This is a genomic window from Phyllobacterium endophyticum (assembly GCF_003010935.1).
GTDB lineage: Bacteria > Pseudomonadota > Alphaproteobacteria > Rhizobiales > Rhizobiaceae > Phyllobacterium > Phyllobacterium endophyticum.
Genome location: NZ_PGGN01000002.1, coordinates 54,845 through 74,826 on the forward strand (window position 1 = coordinate 54,845; position 19,982 = coordinate 74,826).

Annotated in this window: 23 protein-coding genes; 8 read left to right on the forward strand and 15 right to left on the reverse strand. The window is 55.4% G+C overall.

The genetic code is table 11. The annotated features are described in order from the left end of the window. Positions 1 to 94: 94 nt before the first annotated feature. The gene (gene dusA / locus CU100_RS08145; RefSeq protein WP_106716114.1) at positions 95 to 1,147 is read left to right on the forward strand and encodes a tRNA dihydrouridine(20/20a) synthase DusA; all 1,053 of its coding nucleotides are present in this window, start codon (positions 95 to 97) and stop codon (positions 1,145 to 1,147) included. On the opposite strand, the gene CU100_RS08150 is transcribed toward dusA, so the two are convergent. The 3 genes from CU100_RS08150 to CU100_RS08160 are packed head-to-tail and all read right to left on the reverse strand — an operon-like array spanning position 1,144 to position 2,876. Beyond that, the gene (locus CU100_RS08150) at positions 1,144 to 1,848 is read right to left on the reverse strand and encodes a retropepsin-like aspartic protease family protein (RefSeq protein WP_106716115.1); all 705 of its coding nucleotides are present in this window, start codon (positions 1,846 to 1,848) and stop codon (positions 1,144 to 1,146) included. The two genes, dusA and CU100_RS08150, sit on opposite strands and share 4 nt — an antisense overlap. 5 nt (positions 1,849 to 1,853) lie before the next feature. Beyond that, entirely contained in the window at positions 1,854 to 2,084 is a 231-nt protein-coding gene (locus CU100_RS08155; protein WP_106716116.1) for a DUF1289 domain-containing protein, read from the reverse strand. Positions 2,085 to 2,102: 18 nt separating this feature from the next. Then, positions 2,103 to 2,876 (reverse strand): adenosylcobinamide-GDP ribazoletransferase, encoded by a 774-nt coding sequence (locus CU100_RS08160; protein WP_106716117.1) that lies wholly within the window; start codon positions 2,874 to 2,876, stop codon positions 2,103 to 2,105. Positions 2,877 to 2,989: 113 nt separating this feature from the next. On the opposite strand from CU100_RS08160, the gene cobT reads away from it, so the two are divergent. After that, on the forward strand, positions 2,990 to 4,009 hold the full coding sequence (gene cobT / locus CU100_RS08165; protein WP_106716118.1) for a nicotinate-nucleotide--dimethylbenzimidazole phosphoribosyltransferase: 1,020 nt from the start codon (positions 2,990 to 2,992) through the stop codon (positions 4,007 to 4,009). Positions 4,010 to 4,047: 38 nt separating this feature from the next. Here the strand turns inward: cobT and CU100_RS08170 are convergent, their stop codons facing one another. Next, on the reverse strand, positions 4,048 to 4,494 hold the full coding sequence (locus tag CU100_RS08170; RefSeq protein WP_106716119.1) for a DoxX family protein: 447 nt from the start codon (positions 4,492 to 4,494) through the stop codon (positions 4,048 to 4,050). An 88-nt stretch (positions 4,495 to 4,582) separates the two neighbouring features. Then, positions 4,583 to 6,106, reverse strand: coding sequence for a sensor histidine kinase (locus CU100_RS08175; protein ID WP_106716120.1), 1,524 nt, complete (start codon positions 6,104 to 6,106; stop codon positions 4,583 to 4,585). A 252-nt stretch (positions 6,107 to 6,358) separates the two neighbouring features. On the opposite strand from CU100_RS08175, the gene CU100_RS08180 reads away from it, so the two are divergent. The 4 genes from CU100_RS08180 (at position 6,359) to CU100_RS08195 (ending at position 8,737) form a co-directional block, all read left to right on the forward strand. Beyond that, positions 6,359 to 6,904, forward strand: a complete 546-nt coding sequence (locus tag CU100_RS08180; protein WP_245419007.1) for a thermonuclease family protein — start codon at positions 6,359 to 6,361, stop codon at positions 6,902 to 6,904. Continuing rightward, positions 6,904 to 7,515 (forward strand): glutathione S-transferase family protein, encoded by a 612-nt coding sequence (locus CU100_RS08185; protein ID WP_106716122.1) that lies wholly within the window; start codon positions 6,904 to 6,906, stop codon positions 7,513 to 7,515. The genes CU100_RS08180 and CU100_RS08185 overlap by 1 nt, the downstream gene beginning before the upstream one ends. A 12-nt stretch (positions 7,516 to 7,527) precedes the next feature. After that, positions 7,528 to 8,148 (forward strand): uracil-DNA glycosylase family protein, encoded by a 621-nt coding sequence (locus CU100_RS08190; protein ID WP_106716123.1) that lies wholly within the window; start codon positions 7,528 to 7,530, stop codon positions 8,146 to 8,148. A gap of 109 nt (positions 8,149 to 8,257) precedes the next feature. Beyond that, on the forward strand, positions 8,258 to 8,737 hold the full coding sequence (locus CU100_RS08195) for an Lrp/AsnC family transcriptional regulator (protein ID WP_106716124.1): 480 nt from the start codon (positions 8,258 to 8,260) through the stop codon (positions 8,735 to 8,737). Between the two features lie 23 nt (positions 8,738 to 8,760). Here the strand turns inward: CU100_RS08195 and CU100_RS08200 are convergent, their stop codons facing one another. After that, positions 8,761 to 9,630 (reverse strand): NAD(P)-dependent oxidoreductase, encoded by an 870-nt coding sequence (locus CU100_RS08200; protein WP_106716125.1) that lies wholly within the window; start codon positions 9,628 to 9,630, stop codon positions 8,761 to 8,763. A gap of 61 nt (positions 9,631 to 9,691) precedes the next feature. Here CU100_RS08200 and CU100_RS08205 point away from each other — a divergent pair, with 61 nt between their 5' ends. Continuing rightward, on the forward strand, positions 9,692 to 12,148 hold the full coding sequence (locus CU100_RS08205; protein ID WP_106716126.1) for a penicillin acylase family protein: 2,457 nt from the start codon (positions 9,692 to 9,694) through the stop codon (positions 12,146 to 12,148). Between the two features lie 11 nt (positions 12,149 to 12,159). Here the strand turns inward: CU100_RS08205 and CU100_RS08210 are convergent, their stop codons facing one another. From CU100_RS08210 to moaA, 8 genes are all read right to left on the reverse strand, one after another. Next, the gene (locus CU100_RS08210) at positions 12,160 to 12,780 is read right to left on the reverse strand and encodes a glutathione S-transferase family protein (RefSeq protein ID WP_106716127.1); all 621 of its coding nucleotides are present in this window, start codon (positions 12,778 to 12,780) and stop codon (positions 12,160 to 12,162) included. 26 nt (positions 12,781 to 12,806) lie between these two features. After that, complete coding sequence (locus tag CU100_RS08215) at positions 12,807 to 13,643, reverse strand: ABC transporter permease (protein ID WP_106716128.1); 837 nt, start codon at positions 13,641 to 13,643, stop codon at positions 12,807 to 12,809. Next, positions 13,640 to 14,353 (reverse strand): ABC transporter permease, encoded by a 714-nt coding sequence (locus tag CU100_RS08220; protein WP_106716129.1) that lies wholly within the window; start codon positions 14,351 to 14,353, stop codon positions 13,640 to 13,642. The genes CU100_RS08215 and CU100_RS08220 overlap by 4 nt, the downstream gene beginning before the upstream one ends. Before the next feature lie 129 nt (positions 14,354 to 14,482). Further along, the gene (locus tag CU100_RS08225) at positions 14,483 to 15,274 is read right to left on the reverse strand and encodes an ABC transporter substrate-binding protein (protein WP_106716130.1); all 792 of its coding nucleotides are present in this window, start codon (positions 15,272 to 15,274) and stop codon (positions 14,483 to 14,485) included. 215 nt (positions 15,275 to 15,489) lie between these two features. Continuing rightward, positions 15,490 to 16,014 (reverse strand): molybdopterin-guanine dinucleotide biosynthesis protein B, encoded by a 525-nt coding sequence (gene mobB / locus CU100_RS08230; RefSeq protein ID WP_106716131.1) that lies wholly within the window; start codon positions 16,012 to 16,014, stop codon positions 15,490 to 15,492. Further along, positions 16,011 to 16,640 (reverse strand): molybdenum cofactor guanylyltransferase MobA, encoded by a 630-nt coding sequence (gene mobA / locus CU100_RS08235; protein ID WP_245418968.1) that lies wholly within the window; start codon positions 16,638 to 16,640, stop codon positions 16,011 to 16,013. Before mobA ends, mobB begins: the two co-directional genes overlap by 4 nt. Before the next feature lie 2 nt (positions 16,641 to 16,642). Then, positions 16,643 to 17,566, reverse strand: a complete 924-nt coding sequence (locus tag CU100_RS08240) for a DMT family transporter (RefSeq protein WP_245418969.1) — start codon at positions 17,564 to 17,566, stop codon at positions 16,643 to 16,645. Between the two features lie 98 nt (positions 17,567 to 17,664). Beyond that, on the reverse strand, positions 17,665 to 18,654 hold the full coding sequence (gene moaA / locus CU100_RS08245; RefSeq protein ID WP_106717164.1) for a GTP 3',8-cyclase MoaA: 990 nt from the start codon (positions 18,652 to 18,654) through the stop codon (positions 17,665 to 17,667). Positions 18,655 to 18,891: 237 nt separating this feature from the next. On the opposite strand from moaA, the gene CU100_RS08250 reads away from it, so the two are divergent. After that, positions 18,892 to 19,272, forward strand: a complete 381-nt coding sequence (locus tag CU100_RS08250) for a gamma-butyrobetaine hydroxylase-like domain-containing protein (RefSeq protein ID WP_106717165.1) — start codon at positions 18,892 to 18,894, stop codon at positions 19,270 to 19,272. A 1-nt stretch (position 19,273) separates the two neighbouring features. Here CU100_RS08250 and CU100_RS08255 read toward each other — a convergent pair whose 3' ends face one another. Beyond that, entirely contained in the window at positions 19,274 to 19,882 is a 609-nt protein-coding gene (locus tag CU100_RS08255; RefSeq protein ID WP_106716133.1) for a L,D-transpeptidase, read from the reverse strand. Positions 19,883 to 19,982 lie beyond the last annotated feature (100 nt).

Below are 19,982 nucleotides of genomic sequence, written 5' to 3' on the forward strand. Positions count from 1 at the left end.
TAGTCAAAGGGACCGCACTGATTCAGTGTGGTGGTGTCATGGACAATTGGCGCTTCGCGTTCTATGAAAACGCCCAGACATCAGCAGCCTGGCGATGTCCAAGCCACGAGAAAACTGGAACGTTCCGCAAGTGACCGAGAAGACTGTCACCAGCAAGAATTACAAGCGCAACCTCTTTGCTGTTGCGCCCATGATCGATTGGACGGACAGGCATTGCCGTTTCTTTCATCGACAATTCACGCGGCAAGCGTTGCTTTACACGGAGATGATCGTCGCCGATGCCGCCATTCATGGTGATCGCGACCGCATCCTCGGGTTTGCTGAAGCAGAACATCCCGTTGCTCTTCAACTGGGTGGCTCGGATCCCGTCAAACTGGCAGAAGCTGCGCGTATCGGAGAGGCGACGGGATATCAGGAGATCAACCTGAACGTGGGCTGCCCATCGGATCGCGTGCAGTCGGGAACATTTGGCGCCTGTCTGATGAAAACGCCAGCAGTGGTGGCGGCAAGTGTCCAAGCGATGAAGCAGGCGGTTGCGGTCCCAGTTACCGTGAAATGCCGCATTGGCGTTGATGAGCAGGATACGCAAGTAGCGCTCGATGATCTCGCGGACGACGTGTTCAAGGCTGGTGCCGATGCACTGTGGGTACATGCCCGGAAGGCTTGGCTCAAAGGGCTTTCACCCAAGGAAAATCGCGAAATTCCTCCTCTGGACTATGATCGCGTCTATCGTCTGAAGCAGAAACATCCGAATCAATTCATCGGGATGAACGGCGGCATTCAGACACTGGATGAGGCGCGTGAGCACCTCAGTCACGTCGACGGTGTCATGCTTGGCCGAGCCGCCTATCATAATCCAATGTTGCTGCTTGACGTCGACAGGATCATCCATGGCGGCAAGGATGCTCCGCGTTCGATCGACTCCATCATCGAGCGGATGTGCGCCTATACGGACGCTCACATTGAGCGCGGCGGTCGGCTATCGCATGTCGCGCGGCATATGGTCGGCCTTTTTCACGGCGCTCCAGGAGCACGGCGCTGGCGGCAAATTCTTTCGACGGAGGCCAATCAGGCAGGCGCGAGCAGCGCCGTTATCCGCCGGGCCTATGAAGCCATACAATCTGTATCAGCGGACGAAGCGGCCTAGTCGGATAGAACGAGCCTGTCGCCTCGTACTGAAAATCCGCTCAGGGTATTCAGAAAATTCATTCCTAGCAGGCTCCCAGACATGCGACCATCTTCCGTAACCATAGCGCGGATATTGTGCCGTTCGATGGCACCGATCCTGATCGTGTCCAACGTGATGCTAGCCGCCGTCGCCATGCCATTTGCTGTCAGGATGGGTGTTCTGTAGGATAGTTTGTCCGGATTGAGCCCGGCCCGCCTGGCATCTCCAGCCGAGAGTACGATCGACGATGCCCCCGTATCTACAATGAAGGGCACGGTAGCACCGTTGACTTCGCCTCGGACTTCAAAATGACCGCTATTGGCTTTGGCCAAGGTCACGGTTGTGGTTCCATTGCTGTCGCGATTGGAGATGGGGCTTCCGGGTATCAACCCGGCAGTTATACGGTGTCCGACGTCCTGCAACTCATAACGATATTGGTAACCGGCCACAATGGCCAGAAAGATGACAGCCCAGACAGCCATGCTGCGCAAGAAATCGCCGAGGGGAATGCCTGATCCCAGTAGAGCCGAACCGAGGACGACACCCCATATACCCATGTAAGCGAAGCGGGCAAAATCATCATTGGCCACACCAAGAATTGACCCGCTGTCATTGTTGGCCATCAAAAGTAGCAGCGTGGCGCCAATCAATGCAATTATGATCCAGAAGAGGCGGCCCATCGTCGTCAGCCTTGTTGTTTTTCGCGCGCCAAAAGACTGCGCCGTGTTTCGCGGCGAGGTCTACGCTCAACGGTTTCCAGTCGCGCGGCCAAGTCGGCCATGACGCTGCGGCGAGCCTCGGGTGACATGATCGACCACGCGCCTATTTCCTCACGCGTGCGCCCGCAGCCGAAGCAGAAGCCGGTTTTCATGTCGATGGCGCAGACAAGGACGCAGGGTGACTCGGTTATGGTCATGATAGAGATCTGGTACGGTTAGAGCACGATGACAAGGCCGAGCAGCAGTGAATTTGTCGCGAGCTGCTGCATCGCGCCGAGCGTATCGCCTGTCTGCCCGCCAATCTTGTCGCGGCAGAGGGCGGAGAAGCCGAGATAGACCAGCGCAGTCAAACATACTGCGACGACGATCCCGAAAAGCCCGCCCGCAGCGCCATAGCAGATTGCAAGAACAACAGCGCCAATTATAAGTGCGTAGTTAGCAGCTTCGACGCTTGGCGTTCCTGATTGATCAGCGACGCCACCGAGACGTACGGATGGCAGGGATTGCCAGAGTTTCACCATAACGGACCGGCTGCCAGCTTCCGTTCCTATGAGAACAAGCACCGCCTGAAACGTATCAAGTTCGTCTATTATTGTCGCGAACAATGCGGCTCGCAAAAACACGGAGACAACCAAGGAGAGAGCACCATAGGAACCGGTCGCCGAGTCCTTCATGATCTCGAGGCGTCGATTGACGGTTGCGCCGCCGTAGAAGCCATCCGCCACGTCGGCAAGACCATCTTCGTGGAGTGCACCCGTCGCAATCATCAATGCAACAATGACCAACAAGGCGGTTATGCTATCGGGCAGGTCGAAGGCTTGAGCGATCAGCAGCACGAGCGAAGCGGGCAGCGCGATAAGCATGCCCGCTAGCGGAAAACCGCGCACAGCGTCACTTAACGGGCCGTCATATCCCTTGAACCAGCTTGCGGAGAGGGGCATTCTTGAAAGGAAGCCCAGCGCCCGCATCGTGTCTTTGATCAAGCCCATGTTGTATTCCTCTAACCACGGCGGTCGCGACACTCTGTGCCGTGCGTGGGCCTTTGCGTTTTATCACCCAGCGCTTATAGGACGGTGTTTGCCAATTTGCCATCGCAAGGAACATCATGACCACCGGTCTGCCGTTTGACGATTTTCGCACGCTTATTGCCACGTTGCCGGGACCCGATGAGGCGGCTGTTGCAGCTGTACGACGCCGGGACGCCACCCTCACCAAACCGCCGGGTTCGCTCGGGCGAATGGAGGAGATCGTGGAGTGGCTTGCGGCCTGGACCGGACGCTCCCGCCCACAGATAACGCGCCCTCTGGTCGCGGTTTTCGCGGGCAACCATGGCGTTACCGCCAAAGGCGTTTCGCCCTACCCCTCCTCGGTCACCGCGCAAATGGTGGAAAACTTTGCGGCCGGTGGCGCTGCGATCAACCAGATCTGCATCGCCAACGATCTCGGCCTTAAAATTTTCGACCTCGCCCTGGAATATCCAACCGCCGATATTACCGAAGAAGCGGCAATGGACGAGAAGACCTGCGCCGCCACAATGGCGTTTGGGATGGAATCGATTGCTGGCGGGACCGACCTTCTTTGTATCGGTGAGATGGGGATCGGCAATACGACGATCGCGGCTGCAATTTTCCACGGCCTCTATGGGGGAACGGCGGAAGATTGGGTAGGTCCGGGCACCGGTTCCACCAGTGACGGCATGCGGCGCAAGGCCGATGCCGTGCGCACAGCAGTCGCACTCCATGCATCCCATTTGAAGGACCCTCTGGAAGTTCTTCGACGCCTTGGGGGGCGTGAAATCGCGGCCATGGTCGGGGCAATTCTCGCGACGCGCGTAGAGAAGATTCCGGTGATCATCGATGGTTACGTTGCGACTGCCGCCGCGTCGATCCTGCACGCGGCGAATCCCGATGCAATCGAACACTGCCTGTTCGGCCACGTCTCTGCGGAACCGGGCCATCGCAAGGTGCTGGAGAAACTTGGCAAGAAGCCATTGCTCGACCTTGGCATGCGCTTGGGAGAAGGCACGGGGGCAGCGTTAGCGGCCGGTATCGTCAAAGCGGCAGCTATGTGCCACGGCGGCATGGCAACATTTGATCAGGCGGGCGTCAGCAATCGGGATTGAAGCAGAAGATCCGCTATAAGACCTTCTGTAGGCAAGAGCTAAAACTCCCTGCCGAGCCTGGCGTCGACGGAATGGTTACTCGCGCCGCGAATGACAAAGAAAAACAGGATTGCTGTCCACAGAATGGATTTTTCTGATCCGCTCCATCCTTGTCCTTGCACGAAGCCGTGGAAATATATCGTGACGGCGAGGACAATCATGGTGGCAAATGCCGCTGGACGGGTCAGCAGGCCGATTACCAAAAGGATGCCGCCAAGGAATTCGGTCGCTGCGAGGAGCGGTGACCAGAATACGCCGGGGTAGAAGCCGAGGCTTTCGACCATTCCCACGGATCCCATCGGATTGATGATCTTGCCCGAGCCGTGGACGACGAGCGCCGCCCCGGCCACCACACGCAGTATTGTCTCCGAAACTTCTCCCAAAGCAGTATAGAGTCCACCAAGCCCCGGGATGATCAAAGGGCGGTTATTGCCACTCGAATTCATGGATACGTTTCCCACCGTTGTTGCATCGAGTGAGGAATGGCGGGCTGCTAAATGACGAGCAAATAACAATAAGTTGAACTGGAGTGTTCTAGGCAGCACTCTTCTGCAGAAGCCTCTTCTGAAGTGCTCGTGCATTCGGTAACACACGGCCTCGCGGGAACGTCGCCAAAGCCTCTGTTCCCTCGCGCAGCTTGGAGAACAAATGAAATTCTCCATCATGGATGTGGACGAGCGCCTGAACGATGGGCAGTCCCAGACCCGTGCCCTGTTCTGCATTCTTGATTGCAATGGAGCCCTGACCGAAAGCGGAGAGAACAACCGGTATTTCCTCAGGCGGAATGCCAGGCCCCGTGTCGCGCACGGAGATGTACTGCCCGCCGCCAGCAGTCCATCCAATCTTAACGAAGATCTTTCCATTCGGTGGTGTGAATTTGACGGCATTGGCCATGAGATTGAGCAGAATTTGCCGGATCGAGCGCTCGTCCGCGTTGAGCCGCAACATACCTGTCTCGAATTGTGGAACCAGCGCTATATCCTTGTTGCGTGCCTTCAAATTCATCATGTGAATGCATTCGCTGGCGATGTCGGTCAGCATGAGCGGCTCTTCGTTGATTGAGTACCGCCCGGCCTCGATACGGCTCAAGTCGAGTATTTCGTTTATGAGGTTGAGCAAATGTTCGCCAGACGCGTGAATGTCGCTGGCATATTCGCGGTAGGTGCCGTTGTTGATTGGACCAAGCACCTCCTTGGCCATAACTTCCGAAAACCCTAGAATGGCATTGAGAGGCGTGCGTAGTTCGTGGCTCATCGAGGCCAAGAAGCGCGACTTGGCAAGATTTGCTTCCTCTGCACGCCGCCTTCCTTCGTCAGACATGGCATTGGCAGTCTCGAGTTCAGCAATGAGGCCATCCTTTTCCGCCTGCAAGGCCAAACTCATTGCAACTGATTGGTTGAGGCGGGTTGCAACCAGATAAAAAAAGGCCAGGCCGGCCACCAGCATTATCACCATCGTCGCCTGAACGGGATTGTCGAAATGCTTCCATGCGAGCAGCGTGTAAGTCAGAACTGGAAGAGTGAATGCCGCTAGAATGGCTGCACGAAGTGCCGATGAGATTATCGCTGTGATCGCCATCGCGAGGATGATGACCACGGCCTTGACTACCGGAAACAAGCTTGCACCGCATGTTGTGCAATCGAGAAACGTGAAGCAAGCCCAACCCAGGCTCGTCATGAAATGACCGCTAAGATAAATGATCTGCCACTTCCGGATTTCCTCGTCGGTCACTCCTGTTTTTTCCAGACGCCGCGCCAGAAGTCCCAAAATTGCATAAAGTCCAATCGCAAAGGCAGCCCAGGGCACGATCGTCTGTTCAAAACCGGCGAACACGCCTGACACGACAATCATGGCAATCAATAGCGGAATGGTTGCTGAGTTTATGATGAGCGCGCGCGTGTGCATGAAAAGCAACTCACGGTCGAACTGGCGGCTGCCTGCGCGCTGCATCAGACGATCGCGAGCTCCGCGCATAACGTCCGTCAGGTCCTTGTTGCGCGGCAATCTGCGGCGATCAACAATGTTCTTGTCTGCGCTGGTCGCGTCGAGTGATGCCATGCATCCCGTTCCAGATGTAAGTTGGCGATAAAAATCTGCTCTTGTGGCCAAAAGCCTATTCACAAATGATTAACACAAGTTCAAACCAAAGCTGAGAATGATAGCGACCGAATTAGCCCGAAAGGACTACATGAACTATCCTGTGATCTTTGAGTGCCCATGAGCAGAGGCTACCGCACCCCTGATCGCAGGTGGCGCCGTGGACCGCCCGTGCGGCGTTCCTTTGGTCGCAGGGTGCTGGACTATGGCTTGGTGGCAATCTTCTTCATCCTGGTCGCTGCGCTGGCAGCTAGACTGGGCCAGCCAAAAGCTCCGACACAATTGCTGACTGGCAAAGCCTATGTCATCGACGGCGATACGCTTTCCATTTCGGGCAACCATATCCGTCTCAAAGGCATTGATGCTCCCGAGCTCCAACAGAATTGCGGCGCGGATGCATGTGGCAAAGCATCCAGACAAGCATTGATTCAGCTGATCCAGGGCAGGCCAGTCCGGTGCGACGAACAAGGCCGCGACAAGTACAATCGCAGCTTGGCTATCTGCTCCATTGGTACTTTGAATCTCAATCGCGCCATGGTTGAGGCTGGACAAGCGATCGCTTATGGCAATTATCGTGATGTTGAACTTCGGGCCCGCAGGGATAAGAAAGGAATGTGGTCAGGAACATTCGAAACACCGCAGGAGTGGCGTAGGGAGCACGAACAGTTGTCTGAGTCTACGGAACCACAAGTCAACGGTGCCAGTGGTTTCATTGACCGATTCATCGCGTGGGTCCGCGTGGTAGTGGGAGGTCTATGATGAAACTATATGACGGGGGACGCGCGCCCAATCCGCGTCGCATTCGTATCTTCCTGGCGGAGAAGGGTGTTGATGTGCCGCTTGTACCGGTGGACATGTCTGCCATGGAACATAAAACGCCACAATATACGGCGCTAAACCCATTTCAACGCCTGCCTGCCCTGGAACTCGATGATGGAACTGTTATCAGTGAGTCGGTGGCAATATCGCGGTACTTCGAGGAATTATATCCCAACCCGCCATTATTCGGCACGGGTGCCCTCGGCAAGGCTCAGGTCGAGATGTGGAACCGCCGAGCTGATCTTCACCTTCTTACGCTGGTCATGGCGGTATTCCGGCACACGCACCCGGCCATGGTTGAGTGGGAGGTACCGCAAATTCCCGCTTGGGGAGAGGTGAACCGGCCGAGGGCACTGGCGTCGATGAAGATCATGGATGATCAGCTGGCAACCAGTGAGTTCATAGCCGGCAATGAGTTTTCAATTGCCGATATCACTCTGCTGGTATCCATCGACTTTCTCAAGCTCGCCAAGATCCAGATGCCTGAAGAACTGGGAAACCTGCGCCGATGGCACAATGCAGTGTCGAGCCGCCCCAGTGCGAAAGCGTGAGATCCGAACTACTTGAAGTCACCACTCGATTCTTTGTCCTTGGAAATCAAAGCGTGCCGGATATGCCGTAACGCACCGCGCTACGGTGTCCCTTTAACGAATGAGCCAAATCCGGTTTGTGTCCTATCGCCGGTCGCACGCATCGTTATCTGCGGTCAGGCCCCGGGTATTCGCGTGCATGACACCGGGCTGCCGTTCAACGATCCCTCCGGCGTCCGCTTGCGCGATTGGCTCGGCGTCGATCGCGAGACATTTTACGATCCGGGCAAGTTCGCAATTGTGCCCATGGGCTTTTGTTTTCCAGGCTATGATGCGCACGGCAGCGATTTGCCTCCTCGCCGCGAATGTCGTGAGACATGGCACGATCAGGTCTTTCTCTCAATGCCGCAGGTTGAACTCATTCTGGCGATCGGTCAGTACGCGCAGGCCTATCATCTCGGTACGCGCCGCCGCAGCAGTGTGACAGAAACAGTATCCAACTGGCGCGAATATTTTGAGCGGGATTCGACCCCCTCAATTCTGCCGCTTCCACACCCGTCATGGCGCAATAGTTCATGGTTGAAAACGAATCCGTGGTTTGCTCAAGACGTTCTCCCCTTGCTAAAGGAGAAGGTCAGAATTCTAACTTTGTAGGTTTTAGAACGAAACTTTTTCCGAGATCAAAAAGTTTAGAATAATTTTCTTGTACGCTGCCGACTTATCAGCCCATAAAGTATCCTATTCCAATGGGATGAAAGCAAACATGGACAGACTCGACCGAAAGATACTTCGTCTCCTGCAAGAGGATGCAACGCTTGCCGTGGCTGATGTCGCCAAGAAAGTCGGACTATCCACCACGCCTTGCTGGCGTCGCATTCAGAAGCTGGAAGAAGATGGCGTGATCCAGCGTCGCGTGGCGATCCTTGATCCCATCCGTGTCAATACAAGGGTCACAGTCTTCGTGTCTATCCGCACCGGTTCGCACAGCAATGAATGGTTGAAGCGTTTCTCGGAGGTTGTGCAGGAATTCCCGGAAGTTGTTGAATTCTACCGGATGAGCGGCGACGTGGATTACCTCCTGCGTGTTGTCGTCCCGGACATCGCCGCTTATGACGCCGTCTACAAGCGGTTGATTAGCAAGATCGACATTCGGGACGTATCGTCTGCATTCGCCATGGAGCAGATCAAGTACACCACCGAATTGCCGCTTGACTATATGAGCATCGACAAGGAATCGAACTGACCTTCAGTTCGAGTCTTCCCGCACTATCTCTCCAGTCGCGCCAGCAAGGATGACGTGTCCCAGCGTTTCCCGCCCATGACTTGAACATCCTTGTAGAACTGATCGACCAAGGCAGTGACCGGCAATCTGGCACTGTTGCGGTCAGCTTCGGCAAGGCAGATGCCGAGATCCTTGCGCATCCAGTCTACGGCGAAGCCGAAATCATACTTGCCGGCGTTCATCGTTTTGTGGCGATTTTCCATCTGCCATGAACCGGCGGCTCCTTTTGAAATCACCTCGATGACTTTTTCAATGTCGAGGCCGGCTTTCTTACCGAAGTGAATGCCTTCGGCGAGGCCCTGCACCAAGCCCGCAATGCAAATCTGATTGACCATCTTGGTTAATTGACCGGCGCCGGAGGGGCCCATCAAACCAACCATCTTGGCGAAGGAATCTATGATCGGCTTTGCTTTCTCAAAAGCCTCCTCGGAACCGCCGACCATGACGGTGAGAGCACCGTTTTCGGCACCCGCCTGACCGCCCGAAACAGGCGCATCGAGGAAATGAATTCCGCGCTTGTGCGCTTCCGCATCGAGTTCCCGCGCAACTGCCGCAGACGCGGTGGTATTATCAATGAAGATGGCGCCTTTCTTCATTGCGTGAAATGCGCCGTTCTCACCAATCGTCACCGCACGCAAATCATCGTCATTGCCCACGCATGAAAAGACGAAATCCTTGTCCCTTGCCGCTTCCTGCGGCGTCGCCGCATCGCTGCCACCAAATTGCTCAGTCCATTTCTTCGCCTTCTCGCTGCTGCGATTGAAGACCGTGACCTCATGGCCGCCGCGCGATTTCAGATGACCCGCCATCGGGTAACCCATGACTCCAAGACCAATGAACGCAACCCTTGCCATTCCGCGATTTCCTCTGTCATATGAGATTTTTTCTTGAAGCGATTTGGGGGAGGTTAGAATATTGCGGCGTATACTCAAAGTCCTATTATGGATCGTGTTCTCCCTCATCCCCATTGCGCTGGTCGGCGTTATCCTTGGTTATGTCTGGCTCGCACGCTCGGTGACGCCTGCAACCGGAGAGATGGTCCTCACGGGTCTGTCCGCACCGGTTACAGTCACGCGCGACGGAAATGCTGTTCCGCACATTAGCGGCGCTTCGATCCAGGACGTGTTGACGGCATTGGGCTTTGTCCATGCGCAGGAGCGTTTGTGGCAAATGGAAGTGAACCGCATGGCAGGCCAAGGCCGTTTGTCGGAGCTTTTTGGCGACAAGACTATATTCACTGACCGCTTCATCCGGTCGATGGGCCTTTACGAATCCGCCCAAAGCTCCGCCTCGGCACTCGATGAGACGGACCGGAAAAAGGTTGATGCATATGTTCGCGGCATCAATGCGTTTATCGACAGTCCCGGGCCGGTCTTCGGCTCGAAATATTCTCCCGAGTTTGTTATTCTTGGCCACGCTCCGGAGCACTGGACCTCTGCTGATGTGATCGTGACGCTAAAGCTGATGTCCGTAACGCTTGCTGCAAATATCGACGATGAAGTCTTTCGTTTGAAATTCTCGCGGCTTGGCATGAGCGATCCTGAGATCACCGACTTGCTGCCTCCGGTACCAGGTGATACGCCGCCGCCCTTGCCGGATTTGCGGCAGGTACTTGGCCTGCAGAGTGGTACACTGAAGACAGGCGCAGCAGCGGCTGACAGCCAGTTCGCGGCGTTGAACGAGATCATGTCTACCGGCGCGTCCAACAATTGGGTGGTAGGCGGGGCACGAACCGAAACTGGCAAGCCGATCCTCGCCAACGATCCACATCTCGGCTTGACGGCACCCGCGCTGTGGTATCTGGCGCACCTGCAGGTCAAGAACGGTGAGGGGTCTTCCAAGAATCTCGTCGGCGTCACGTTGCCGGGAGCACCCTTGGTGCTCCTCGGACGCAATGACAGGGTGGCATGGGGCTTCACAAATACCGGATCCGACGTTCAGGACATTTTTGTCGAGAGGATCAATCCTGCCAATCCAGATGAGTATGAGACGCCTCAGGGCTTTTCACCATTCGAGAAAACTCCGGTTGCCATCAAAGTCAAGGGTGGTGACACTGTAACCTTTGAACGCAGGACCACACGCCACGGTCCGGTCTTGCCGGCGGATTATCGCGGGCTTGATCACTATCTGCCTGGTGCCACGGTCGCATCCCTGTCCTGGACCGCTCTGGCCGGCGATGACAAGACGATCTCTGCCGGGTTGAAACTGTGGGATTTTGCGAATGTCACTGATTTTCAGGATGGCATGCGTGACTTCGTGACGCCGATGCAGTCGATCGTGATTGCGGATACCGATGGAAATATCGGCATGATCGCGCCCGGCAGGGTACCCGTGCGTGACCCAGCCAATCAAATCATGGGGCGAGCGCCATCCCCGGGTTGGGACGCCACCTATGACTGGAAAAGCTTCATTCCCTACGAAGAACTGCCGCGCATCTATAATCCCGCGGACAATGTGCTCGCAACCGCCAATACCAAGATCGTCGATGCAAATTATCCGCATTTCCTCACGTTCGACTGGGACGAGCCATGGCGTTTTGATCGCATCAAGACGCTGATCTACAACGCAAACCAACAAACGCTCGAGACGAACGGCAAGGTCCAGGGCGACGCGTACACCAGTGCTTACGCGGCCTTGGCGCGCGTCATGCTGAAACTGATGGACGGCAGAGAGGATGTAGACCTCGACGTGATCAAGCGATTGCGGGCGTGGGACTTTACGGAAGATCGTACGACGGCCGAGCCGCTATTGTTCAACGCTTGGCTCAGAATGGCCATGAAGCGCATGCTTGAAGACGATCTCGGCGATGCGTTTCCATCCTATTGGCAGGCTCGTGCCGACGCCATGATGCGTTGGCTTGAGCCGAATGGCGCGCGTGACTGGTGTGATGACGGTCGTACGCCTGTCAAGGAAAGCTGCGGTGACATCCTGGCTCTGTCACTCGGCGACGCAATCAAGGATTTAGATGCGCGTCTTGGTTCGGATCGTTCGAAATGGAACTGGGGCCTACTCCATTACGCCTACGGCGCACACCGCCCCTTTGCTCAGGTCAGCCCGCTGGACCAGCTATTCAATGTAACAGTGCCCGCATCTGGTGGCGCCTACACCCTCGATCGTGGCAAGTCGGCATTCGCGGATGATGTGAACCCCTACCGCGTGACCCATGGATCCAGCTATCGTGGGCTGTTTGATCTGGCCGATCTCAATCGCTCGACTTATATCCAGACCACAGGCCAGTCAGGCAATGTATTCTCGTCCAATTATCGCGACTTCGCCGAAAGATGGGCCAATATCCGTGGGATCACAATTTCGACCGACGAGCGGATGTACCATGACGGACTGTTGGGCATATGGCATCTGAAGCCTCAATGACCTGTCCAGACCTAGGTTAATGCCGTCATCACTGACTTCTGGTAGGCCGGACGTTCTTTCAAGCGTTCATACCAGGCTTGAAGGTTGGGAAGATCCGGGCGTTCGATCGGCATCTCGAACCAGGCATAGGCAAAGCACCCAACGGGGATATCCCCGATGCCGAAATCTGAGCCCGAGAGATACGGCTTCGTGGTGAGGGCGGTATCTACGATTGCGAAGAGCTTGCTGCAAGCTTGCAGGCCCTTCTCCATCGCCGCATGATCACGTTGTTCTTCGGACATGCGAACGCGGTTCCAGAACAAGTCTCGAAAAGGAGCGGCGAGGGTGGACGTCGACCAGTCCATCCATCGTTCGGCCTTAGCACGGTGTGCGGCGTCGGGAATGAATAGTGACGACTGTCCGTATTGTGCGGCAAGATAGCGGACGATCGTGTTGCTCTCCCAGAGGACCAGATCGTTGTCTTCCAGCGTCGGCACCAAACCATTCGGGTTCATGGCGCGGTAGGAAGCATCAGCTACGACACCATAGGCGCCACCGGCGGGAATATTTTCGTAGGGTATACCGACCTCTTCGGCCGTCCACAGCGCCTTCTTGACGTTGGTCGAGTTTATGCGGCCCCAGATTTTCAGCATTGCGGACTCTCTTCGGTAGGTTGATCTCAGCGTATGAGATGGCGCGTAAGTCGACGTTCCAACCAATCCCAGATATGCCGGAGGATTTCCACCAAAATCAGATAGATGATGGCTGCCCAAAGATAGGCCTGAAAGTCAAATGTACGTGAGTAGGCGAGGCGTGTGTAACCCATGAGATCGTAAACCGTGATCAGAGCCACGATTGCCGAGCCCTTGATCATCAATATGATCTCGTTGCCATAAGGTCGCAAGGCGACGATCAGGGCTTGCGGCAGGATCACTTTCCAGAAAGTCACGACCTTGGAAATTCCGAGCGAGGCCGCTCCTTCCCATTGACCGAGTGGAACGCTGCGAACTGCGCCTCGCAGTATCTCGGCCTGGTACGCGGCCGTGTTCAAAGAAAATGCGAGCAGCGCGCAATACCATGCCTCTCGAAAAAACGTCCAGAGGCCGACGGCTTCCAACTGCGGCCTGAAGGAGCCGAGCCCGTAGTAGAACAGGAAAACCTGCGCGATCAGGGGAGTTCCGCGAAAGAAATAAACATACGCGTAGGCAATGGCTGAAGCGATGCGATTCTTGCTCATCCGGCCGAGCGCAACAGGAACCGAGATCAACGCTCCGAGGAGTATCGAGGAACTGACAAGCCCTATAGTGGTCTTCAAGCCCTCCAGATAGGATGGGCCGTACTTCTGAATAAGCTCGATATTCCATGCACTGTAGAGATAAACGACTAGCCCGATTAGGAGAGTGGCCCACAATCCCACAAGAAAATGCCCACCGACCCGGCCTCTGGTCCACTTTTTGGGTGGGGCGGGCGGGCGTACTATTGTTGAGGGTCGAGCATTGAGGAAACTGTCGGTCATCGCTTCACTCCGCTTCTTGCGGAGGAGCGCTCAATCGCATCGATGACGAATGACGAAAGGATGGCGAGCACGAGATAGATCATGCAGGCCGTGCCGAAGAACAGAAAGGCGTGTTTGGTAACCCGCGCGGCAACGCCCGTCTGGCGCAGTATGTCGGCAAGGCCAATCGCCGATACCAAAGCCGTGTCTTTGAGAAGAATCATCCACAAATTGGCGAGCCCCGGCAGCGCAATGCGGATCAATTGCGGAAGTATCACCATGCGCATCGTCTGTCCGCTGGAGAGGCCGATGGCGTAGCCGCCTTCGTACTGGCCCTTTGGAATTGCCCGAAAAGCGGAGAGGAAGACTTCGCTGGCGTAAGACGAAAAGACGACGCCCAACGCGAACATACCAGCGATGAACGAATTGATTTCGAGAGTACCTTCGTAACCCAGCAGTTCCCCAAGTTTTTGAATGCCGATCTGGGCACCGAAATAAACGACGAACAGGGTGAGTAGTTCAGGCAATCCGCGGAATATCGTCGTGTACATGTTGGCAGCAAGCTTCACCGAACGTTCAGGAGATTGCTTGCCTAGCGCAACAAAGAAACCGATAGCCAAACCGACAGGCAGCGTGGCCAGCGCAAGACTAACTGTTACGAGAACACCGCTTGCAATGCTCGGACCCCAACCGCCCTCGCCAAAACCCAGTAGCGCTATTGAGCCTTCCATAGGCAACTTTCATCTTTGCGGGCCATTCCCCATTGGCTCTTTTTCGAGCCTGCCCGTCATTATTATTCAAGGCCGTGGATGGCGGTGTCGCCGCCATCCACGTTTCCTATCAAATCAAGCGCGCTTGACTCAACCCTCGCCGCCGTAGACGTCGATCTTGAAGTACTTGTCGTTGATTTCCTTGTACTTGCCGTTGGCTCGGATCGCCGCGATGGCTGCGGTGAACTTGTCTGCCAAGGCAGTATTACCCTTCTTCACCGTGACGCCGGCACCAGGGCCATGGATAGCGGGATCGGGTGTTATCGTGCCAAGGAGCTTACAGCATGAGCCGGCATCGCTATCGAGCCACTGGCCCAGGACGACAACGTCGTCCATCACTGCATCAATGCGGCCATTGGCAATATCAAGCTTGTACTCATCGGAGGTCGGATACATCTTGATTTCCGAACCGCTGTACTTGGCCTCGGCGTAGTTGGAATGGCTGGTCGATCCTTGGACGCCCAAGGTCTTCCCCTTCAAGGACTCGGGCGTGATGTCTTTGACATCGGAGTCCTTTGGCACGGCTATAGCCGGAGGCGTATTATAGTACTTCTTGGAGAAATCGACCTTCTCCAGTCGTTCAGGCGTGATCGACATCGATGCAATAATCGCATCGAATTTTCCAGCCTGAAGTGCTGGTATCATGCCGTCCCAATCTTGGGAAACCCAGGTACATTCAGCCTTCATCTCCGCGCAGAGCGCGTTGCCGATGTCGATGTCGAAGCCCTCAAGCTTGCCATCGGAGGTAAGATTGTTGAAGGGAGGATAGGCTCCTTCGGACGCGATTGTCAGTTTCAGTGCGTCCTGCGCGTGCGCCGCGCCGATGGAAACGGCTAAAGCTGCAGCGGAAATCGCGAGTGCGAGACGCTTAATCATAAGCATTATTGAACCTCTCTTTTATTTCCCGGCTGTTCCCCTGTTTTTGGACAGCCTTCCGGGTAGGTCGCAGTTTATGTCACTGCTCCTGACAGGATATTCCCACTAGTTTTCTTTCAATTGCAACCGGGAATCGTGCGTTACCAGACGAATCTGACAGCCAGAAACACGCAAACTGATTGGTCCTTGAACTTTTGTTGCACACGTCCTGGGTTGAAACGTCATTTTGCTCCCCGCCTGGCGAGAAGACCCGTTTCGCGTTCGATCAGATCAGCCAGGGCGGCAACATCGTCAAGATCATAGACAGGCAGTGTTTCATCCTGGACGGGGTAATCGCTGGCGACTGCAACGATGAGTGGATCTCCTGCGGCCAATCGCTCCGTGGATCTACCTTCCTTACGACGAGTTTCGATCTTCTTGTGCCCCTCACGCTTGTAACCTTCCACCAGAACAAGGTCACAGGGTGCGAAACGGCTAATGATGTCGGCCAAGGGCGGCTCGGCTTCGTCGGCCAGTTCGTGCATAAGGGCCCAGCGACGGTCAGAGACGATCGCCACTTCGCCTGCCCCTGCCTTGCGGTGGCGAAAGGAGTCGGTACCCTCCTTGTCGATGTCGAAATGATGATGTGCGTGCTTGACGGTGGAAACCTTCCAGCCCCGGCTTGTCAATTCACCGACGAGTTTGACTGTCAGCGTTGTCTTGCCTGAGTTCTTCCAACCGGTTATCCCAAATATACGATGCGTCATGATATAGCGTTCCACCGCCGCCGCGCTTCGTTGATATCTTCGGGCGTGTTGATGTTGAAAAACGGGTCAAGGGGCACGCCCGATTGCTCCGTCCGAATGGGAAACTCCGCAATCTTGTGCGGATGTCTCTCCAGCCAGGCCATAACCCTGCGGTGATTTTCGTTGCTTAACCACCGGCGGAGGTCGCTTCTCAGAGACACGGGCCAGATGCCGAATACAGGATGCAGCCTGCCACCGGAAGCCGCGACGCAGATACAGCCCCGCTCGTCTGCAACGGAACGGCGAAGCGTATCAACCAGATCATCTGGGAAGAACGGCGTGTCAGTCGCCACAGTCGCAATATGGGTGAAAGGCAGCGCCTGACCATTCGCCCATTCCATTGCGGCTAGAATGCCTGCGAGCGGTCCTGCAAAGCCATCTATGTCATCCGGAACTACCGGAATCGGCAATTCCATGAATAGAACTGGCTCATTGTTGCTGTTCAGTACGACCGGAGTGATTTGGCGCGAAAGCCGTTCAAAGACATGGTCGATCACGCGCTTTTCGCCGAACGGCAGCAAGGCCTTGTCTATACCATCCATCCTTCGGGACTGTCCGCCAGCCAGTATGGCACCTGCAATTCGCAAATCTATACTCCATCGGGTGACGTGGTCGCCGCCGTCGTGGTTGCAACCGGCTTCAACCGGCCGACGATGCGCTCACGGTAGAGCGTATAGAGGCCGCTGCCAATCACGATGACTGAGCCGACAATCATGGGGACGTCCGGCAGGTCGCCAAAAAACAGGAAGCCGAGAACGATCGCCCAGATCAAGCTTGTATACCGGAACGGAGCAACAAAGGCGATTTCGCCTTCTCGCATGGCAAGTATGATGAAGTGATACGCGACCATGATGCAGCAGGCGGCAAGCGTCAGAAGCAGGGTGTTCGTCAAGGACATCGGTGTCCATCCGCCAAGCGGGCCGATCATTCCTATGCCGGCGATTCCCACACCGATCGAAGTTAGGGCCGAGATCATCAGTACTGGTATGGTCTTGGGAACTTTGCGGGTGGCAAGATCACGAACAGAAGCGAATATGACGGTTACCACGATGAGCAGAACATAGGGGCTGACGCCGTCATGGCTCGGCCTGACGATAATCAATACGCCGAGAAAACCAACGATGATTGCGATCCAGCGCCGCCAGCCAACCGGCTCACCGAAGAACAGCGCCGCTCCTAGTGTCACCACCAGTGGCAGCGCCTGCAGAATGGCCGACGTCAACGCAAGAGGCACGTGAACAAGCGCGACGAGAAACGTAACCGTGCCGACCACTTCGCCGATGATCCGCAACACAGTCATCTTGTGAAGCGCCTCACGCAAAGGAACCAACATTCCCTTGTGCCAGGCGAGAGCAAGAATAAGCACTGTCGATATCACGCTGCGTACCAGCATGACCTGACCCATATTCATATCTTCGGCCACGAATTTGACTGTCGCGTCGTTGAATGTGAAGCTTGCCATGCCAATGGCCATGAAAAGACTGCCACGCAGATTGGGAGAAAGCGCCACCATGATGATTTCCGAGCAAGAAGACGATTCTCCTCCAGAATCGCTTCTGTCGATATATCAATCTGTACTACCTGACGCACTCGGAATGTTTTCGAAAGGCTCTAGCCGCCTGTAACACTCATGTGGCGAGAGACCGCGGGGCGATTGTGGCGACGATCAATGATAAAATCGTGACCCTTCGGCTTGCGGCCGATGGCTTCGTCAATGGCATTATTCAGCAGCTCGTTGCCTTCTGACGCGCGCAATGGCTCGCGAAGGTCGGCTGCGTCTTCCTGACCGAGACACATATAGAGCGTGCCGGTGCACGTCAGTCGTACGCGGTTGCAGCTTTCGCAAAAATTGTGCGTCATTGGCGTGATGAAGCCCACGCGACCGCCAGTTTCCTCGATCTCGACATACCGCGCGGGGCCACCCGTCTTGTAGGCGATGTCATTCATGGTGAATTCTTCGGCGAGCTGGGACCGAAGCAGCGACAACGGCAGATATTGATCGGTACGGTCAAGGTCAATTTCACCCATCGGCATTGTTTCGATGAGCGTAAGATCCATGCCACGCCCATGAGCCCAGCGGATCATCTCCGGAATTTCATGGTCATTGAAGCCCTTGAGGGCAACTGCGTTGAGCTTGACTTTGATGCCGGCTTCCTGAGCGGCATCGATGCCTTCCATAACCCGGTTGAAGTCGCCCCAGCGCGTGATGGCCCGGAATTTATCCGGGTCAAGTGTATCGAGAGACACGTTTATGCGCCTTACGCCGTGCCCGGCCAGTTCCGATGCAAAGCGCGCAAGCTGCGATCCGTTCGTGGTAAGCGTCAACTCTTCGAGCGCTCCTGACTGGAGGTGCCGCGAAAGTTCGCCGATCAGATGCATGATATTCTTGCGAACGAGCGGTTCGCCGCCCGTAAGGCGCAATTTCTTGACGCCTTTTTCTATAAAGGCTGTGCAGAGGCGATCGAGTTCTTCGAGTGTCAGCAGGTCCTTTTTCGGCAGGAAAGTCATGTGTTCCGACATGCAATAGGTGCAGCGGAAGTCGCAGCGATCAGTCACCGACACGCGCAAATAACTTATCGTTCGCCCGAAAGGATCGATCATGGGTGCCTGATGTGCTGCTATGTCGAGCAATTGTGCTTGGTCCAAAAGCTTTCTCCTGGAGAAGAAATAGGGTGCATGTGTTTAATTGTCCAGTTCTCGGCGAAGACAAGCGCTGAGGCCTTTGTACGCAGATTGCTAGCTCCCGCGTTCCTTGCCGGCAGCATCTTTCCAGGTGCTTCCGCTTGCGACCTCAAGCGCCTGCGCTTACAGAAGGCGGATCACGAGGAGCGTTCACCGATGACTGATGCCTGGCCCAAAGAATTGCGCGTAAGCAAAGACCGTCGCTCGCTGACGGTTACCTTCGACAATGGTGAAAACCATGTACTCACGGCGGAGCTTCTGCGCGTGGCGTCTCCCTCGGCGGAAGTGCAGGGGCACTCACCCGAGCAGCGCCAGACGGTGCCAGGTAAGATGAATGTGGAGATTGCCAGAATGGAACCCGTTGGCAACTATGCTGTCCGCATAATCTTCGACGATACGCATGATACTGGCTTGTTCAGCTGGGATTATCTGATTGACCTAGGACGCAACAGGGATACGCGCTGGCAGGCTTATCTTGATGAACTTTCCAGCAAGGGTCTAAGCCGGGAGCCGTTTGCCCCAAGGCGTGTGCCCTGAGTTATCTCAGGACAACGACCTTCGTTCCAATATCGACATTGGCGTAAAGATGTTTCACGTCATCATTTGCCATTCGAATGCAGCCCGACGACATAGCTTGGCCAATCGTCCAAGGCTGGTTCGTTCCATGAATTCGATAGACGGTGGAGCCTATATACATGGCTCTGGCGCCAAGCGGATTATTCGGCCCACCGGGCATATATGCTGGAAGGATGCGACCCTTCTTCGCTTCGCGTGAGCGCATGACTGCAGGCGGGGTCCAGCCCGGCCATTCGGCTTTGCGAGAAATCCTGTTGCTGCCGCTCCAAGTGAATCCATCGCGGCCAACGCCGATACCATATGCGATTGCCTGGCCTGGTTCGGTGACATGATAAAGCCGCCGCTCACTCGTGTTGATCACGATCGTTCCGGAACCATAGGTTGCAGGGAATGACACGGATTTTCGCGCGATAGGCGATCGATCCGATACATACTTGCTTGGTTGACGTGCCGGCTGGCCCGCAAGAAATATTTTCTTGATAAGTGTATCTTTCGCGTTTGCAGGTGCCGCAAAAGAACTTAATCCAAATAGCACCGCAAAAATCAACGACGTACCAAGAAATCTATTCATCGCATCCCCCAATCCGATGTCATGAGTCGCTTCTTCTGTGACATTATTGCAAGTTTTACAAAGGAAGTCGTCTTGTCAAACAATCGAACGATAAATCAAC

What these genes read in the sequence shown, in the direction of transcription:
- dusA (WP_106716114.1), top strand. Translation starts at nt 95, where the DNA reads ATGTCCAAGCCACGAGAAAACTGGAACGTTCCGCAAGTGACCGAGAAG.
- CU100_RS08150 (WP_106716115.1), bottom strand. Translation starts at nt 1,848, where the DNA reads ATGGGCCGCCTCTTCTGGATCATAATTGCATTGATTGGCGCCACGCTG.
- CU100_RS08155 (WP_106716116.1), bottom strand. Translation starts at nt 2,084, where the DNA reads ATGACCATAACCGAGTCACCCTGCGTCCTTGTCTGCGCCATCGACATG.
- CU100_RS08160 (WP_106716117.1), bottom strand. Translation starts at nt 2,876, where the DNA reads ATGGGCTTGATCAAAGACACGATGCGGGCGCTGGGCTTCCTTTCAAGA.
- CU100_RS08170 (WP_106716119.1), bottom strand. Translation starts at nt 4,494, where the DNA reads ATGAATTCGAGTGGCAATAACCGCCCTTTGATCATCCCGGGGCTTGGT.
- CU100_RS08175 (WP_106716120.1), bottom strand. Translation starts at nt 6,106, where the DNA reads ATGGCATCACTCGACGCGACCAGCGCAGACAAGAACATTGTTGATCGC.
- CU100_RS08185 (WP_106716122.1), top strand. Translation starts at nt 6,904, where the DNA reads ATGAAACTATATGACGGGGGACGCGCGCCCAATCCGCGTCGCATTCGT.
- CU100_RS08195 (WP_106716124.1), top strand. Translation starts at nt 8,258, where the DNA reads ATGGACAGACTCGACCGAAAGATACTTCGTCTCCTGCAAGAGGATGCA.
- CU100_RS08200 (WP_106716125.1), bottom strand. Translation starts at nt 9,630, where the DNA reads ATGGCAAGGGTTGCGTTCATTGGTCTTGGAGTCATGGGTTACCCGATG.
- CU100_RS08210 (WP_106716127.1), bottom strand. Translation starts at nt 12,780, where the DNA reads ATGCTGAAAATCTGGGGCCGCATAAACTCGACCAACGTCAAGAAGGCG.
- CU100_RS08215 (WP_106716128.1), bottom strand. Translation starts at nt 13,643, where the DNA reads ATGACCGACAGTTTCCTCAATGCTCGACCCTCAACAATAGTACGCCCG.
- CU100_RS08220 (WP_106716129.1), bottom strand. Translation starts at nt 14,353, where the DNA reads ATGGAAGGCTCAATAGCGCTACTGGGTTTTGGCGAGGGCGGTTGGGGT.
- CU100_RS08225 (WP_106716130.1), bottom strand. Translation starts at nt 15,274, where the DNA reads ATGCTTATGATTAAGCGTCTCGCACTCGCGATTTCCGCTGCAGCTTTA.
- mobB (WP_106716131.1), bottom strand. Translation starts at nt 16,014, where the DNA reads ATGACGCATCGTATATTTGGGATAACCGGTTGGAAGAACTCAGGCAAG.
- CU100_RS08240 (WP_245418969.1), bottom strand. Translation starts at nt 17,566, where the DNA reads ATGGTGGCGCTTTCTCCCAATCTGCGTGGCAGTCTTTTCATGGCCATT.
- moaA (WP_106717164.1), bottom strand. Translation starts at nt 18,654, where the DNA reads ATGATCGATCCTTTCGGGCGAACGATAAGTTATTTGCGCGTGTCGGTG.
- CU100_RS08250 (WP_106717165.1), top strand. Translation starts at nt 18,892, where the DNA reads ATGACTGATGCCTGGCCCAAAGAATTGCGCGTAAGCAAAGACCGTCGC.
- CU100_RS08255 (WP_106716133.1), bottom strand. Translation starts at nt 19,882, where the DNA reads ATGAATAGATTTCTTGGTACGTCGTTGATTTTTGCGGTGCTATTTGGA.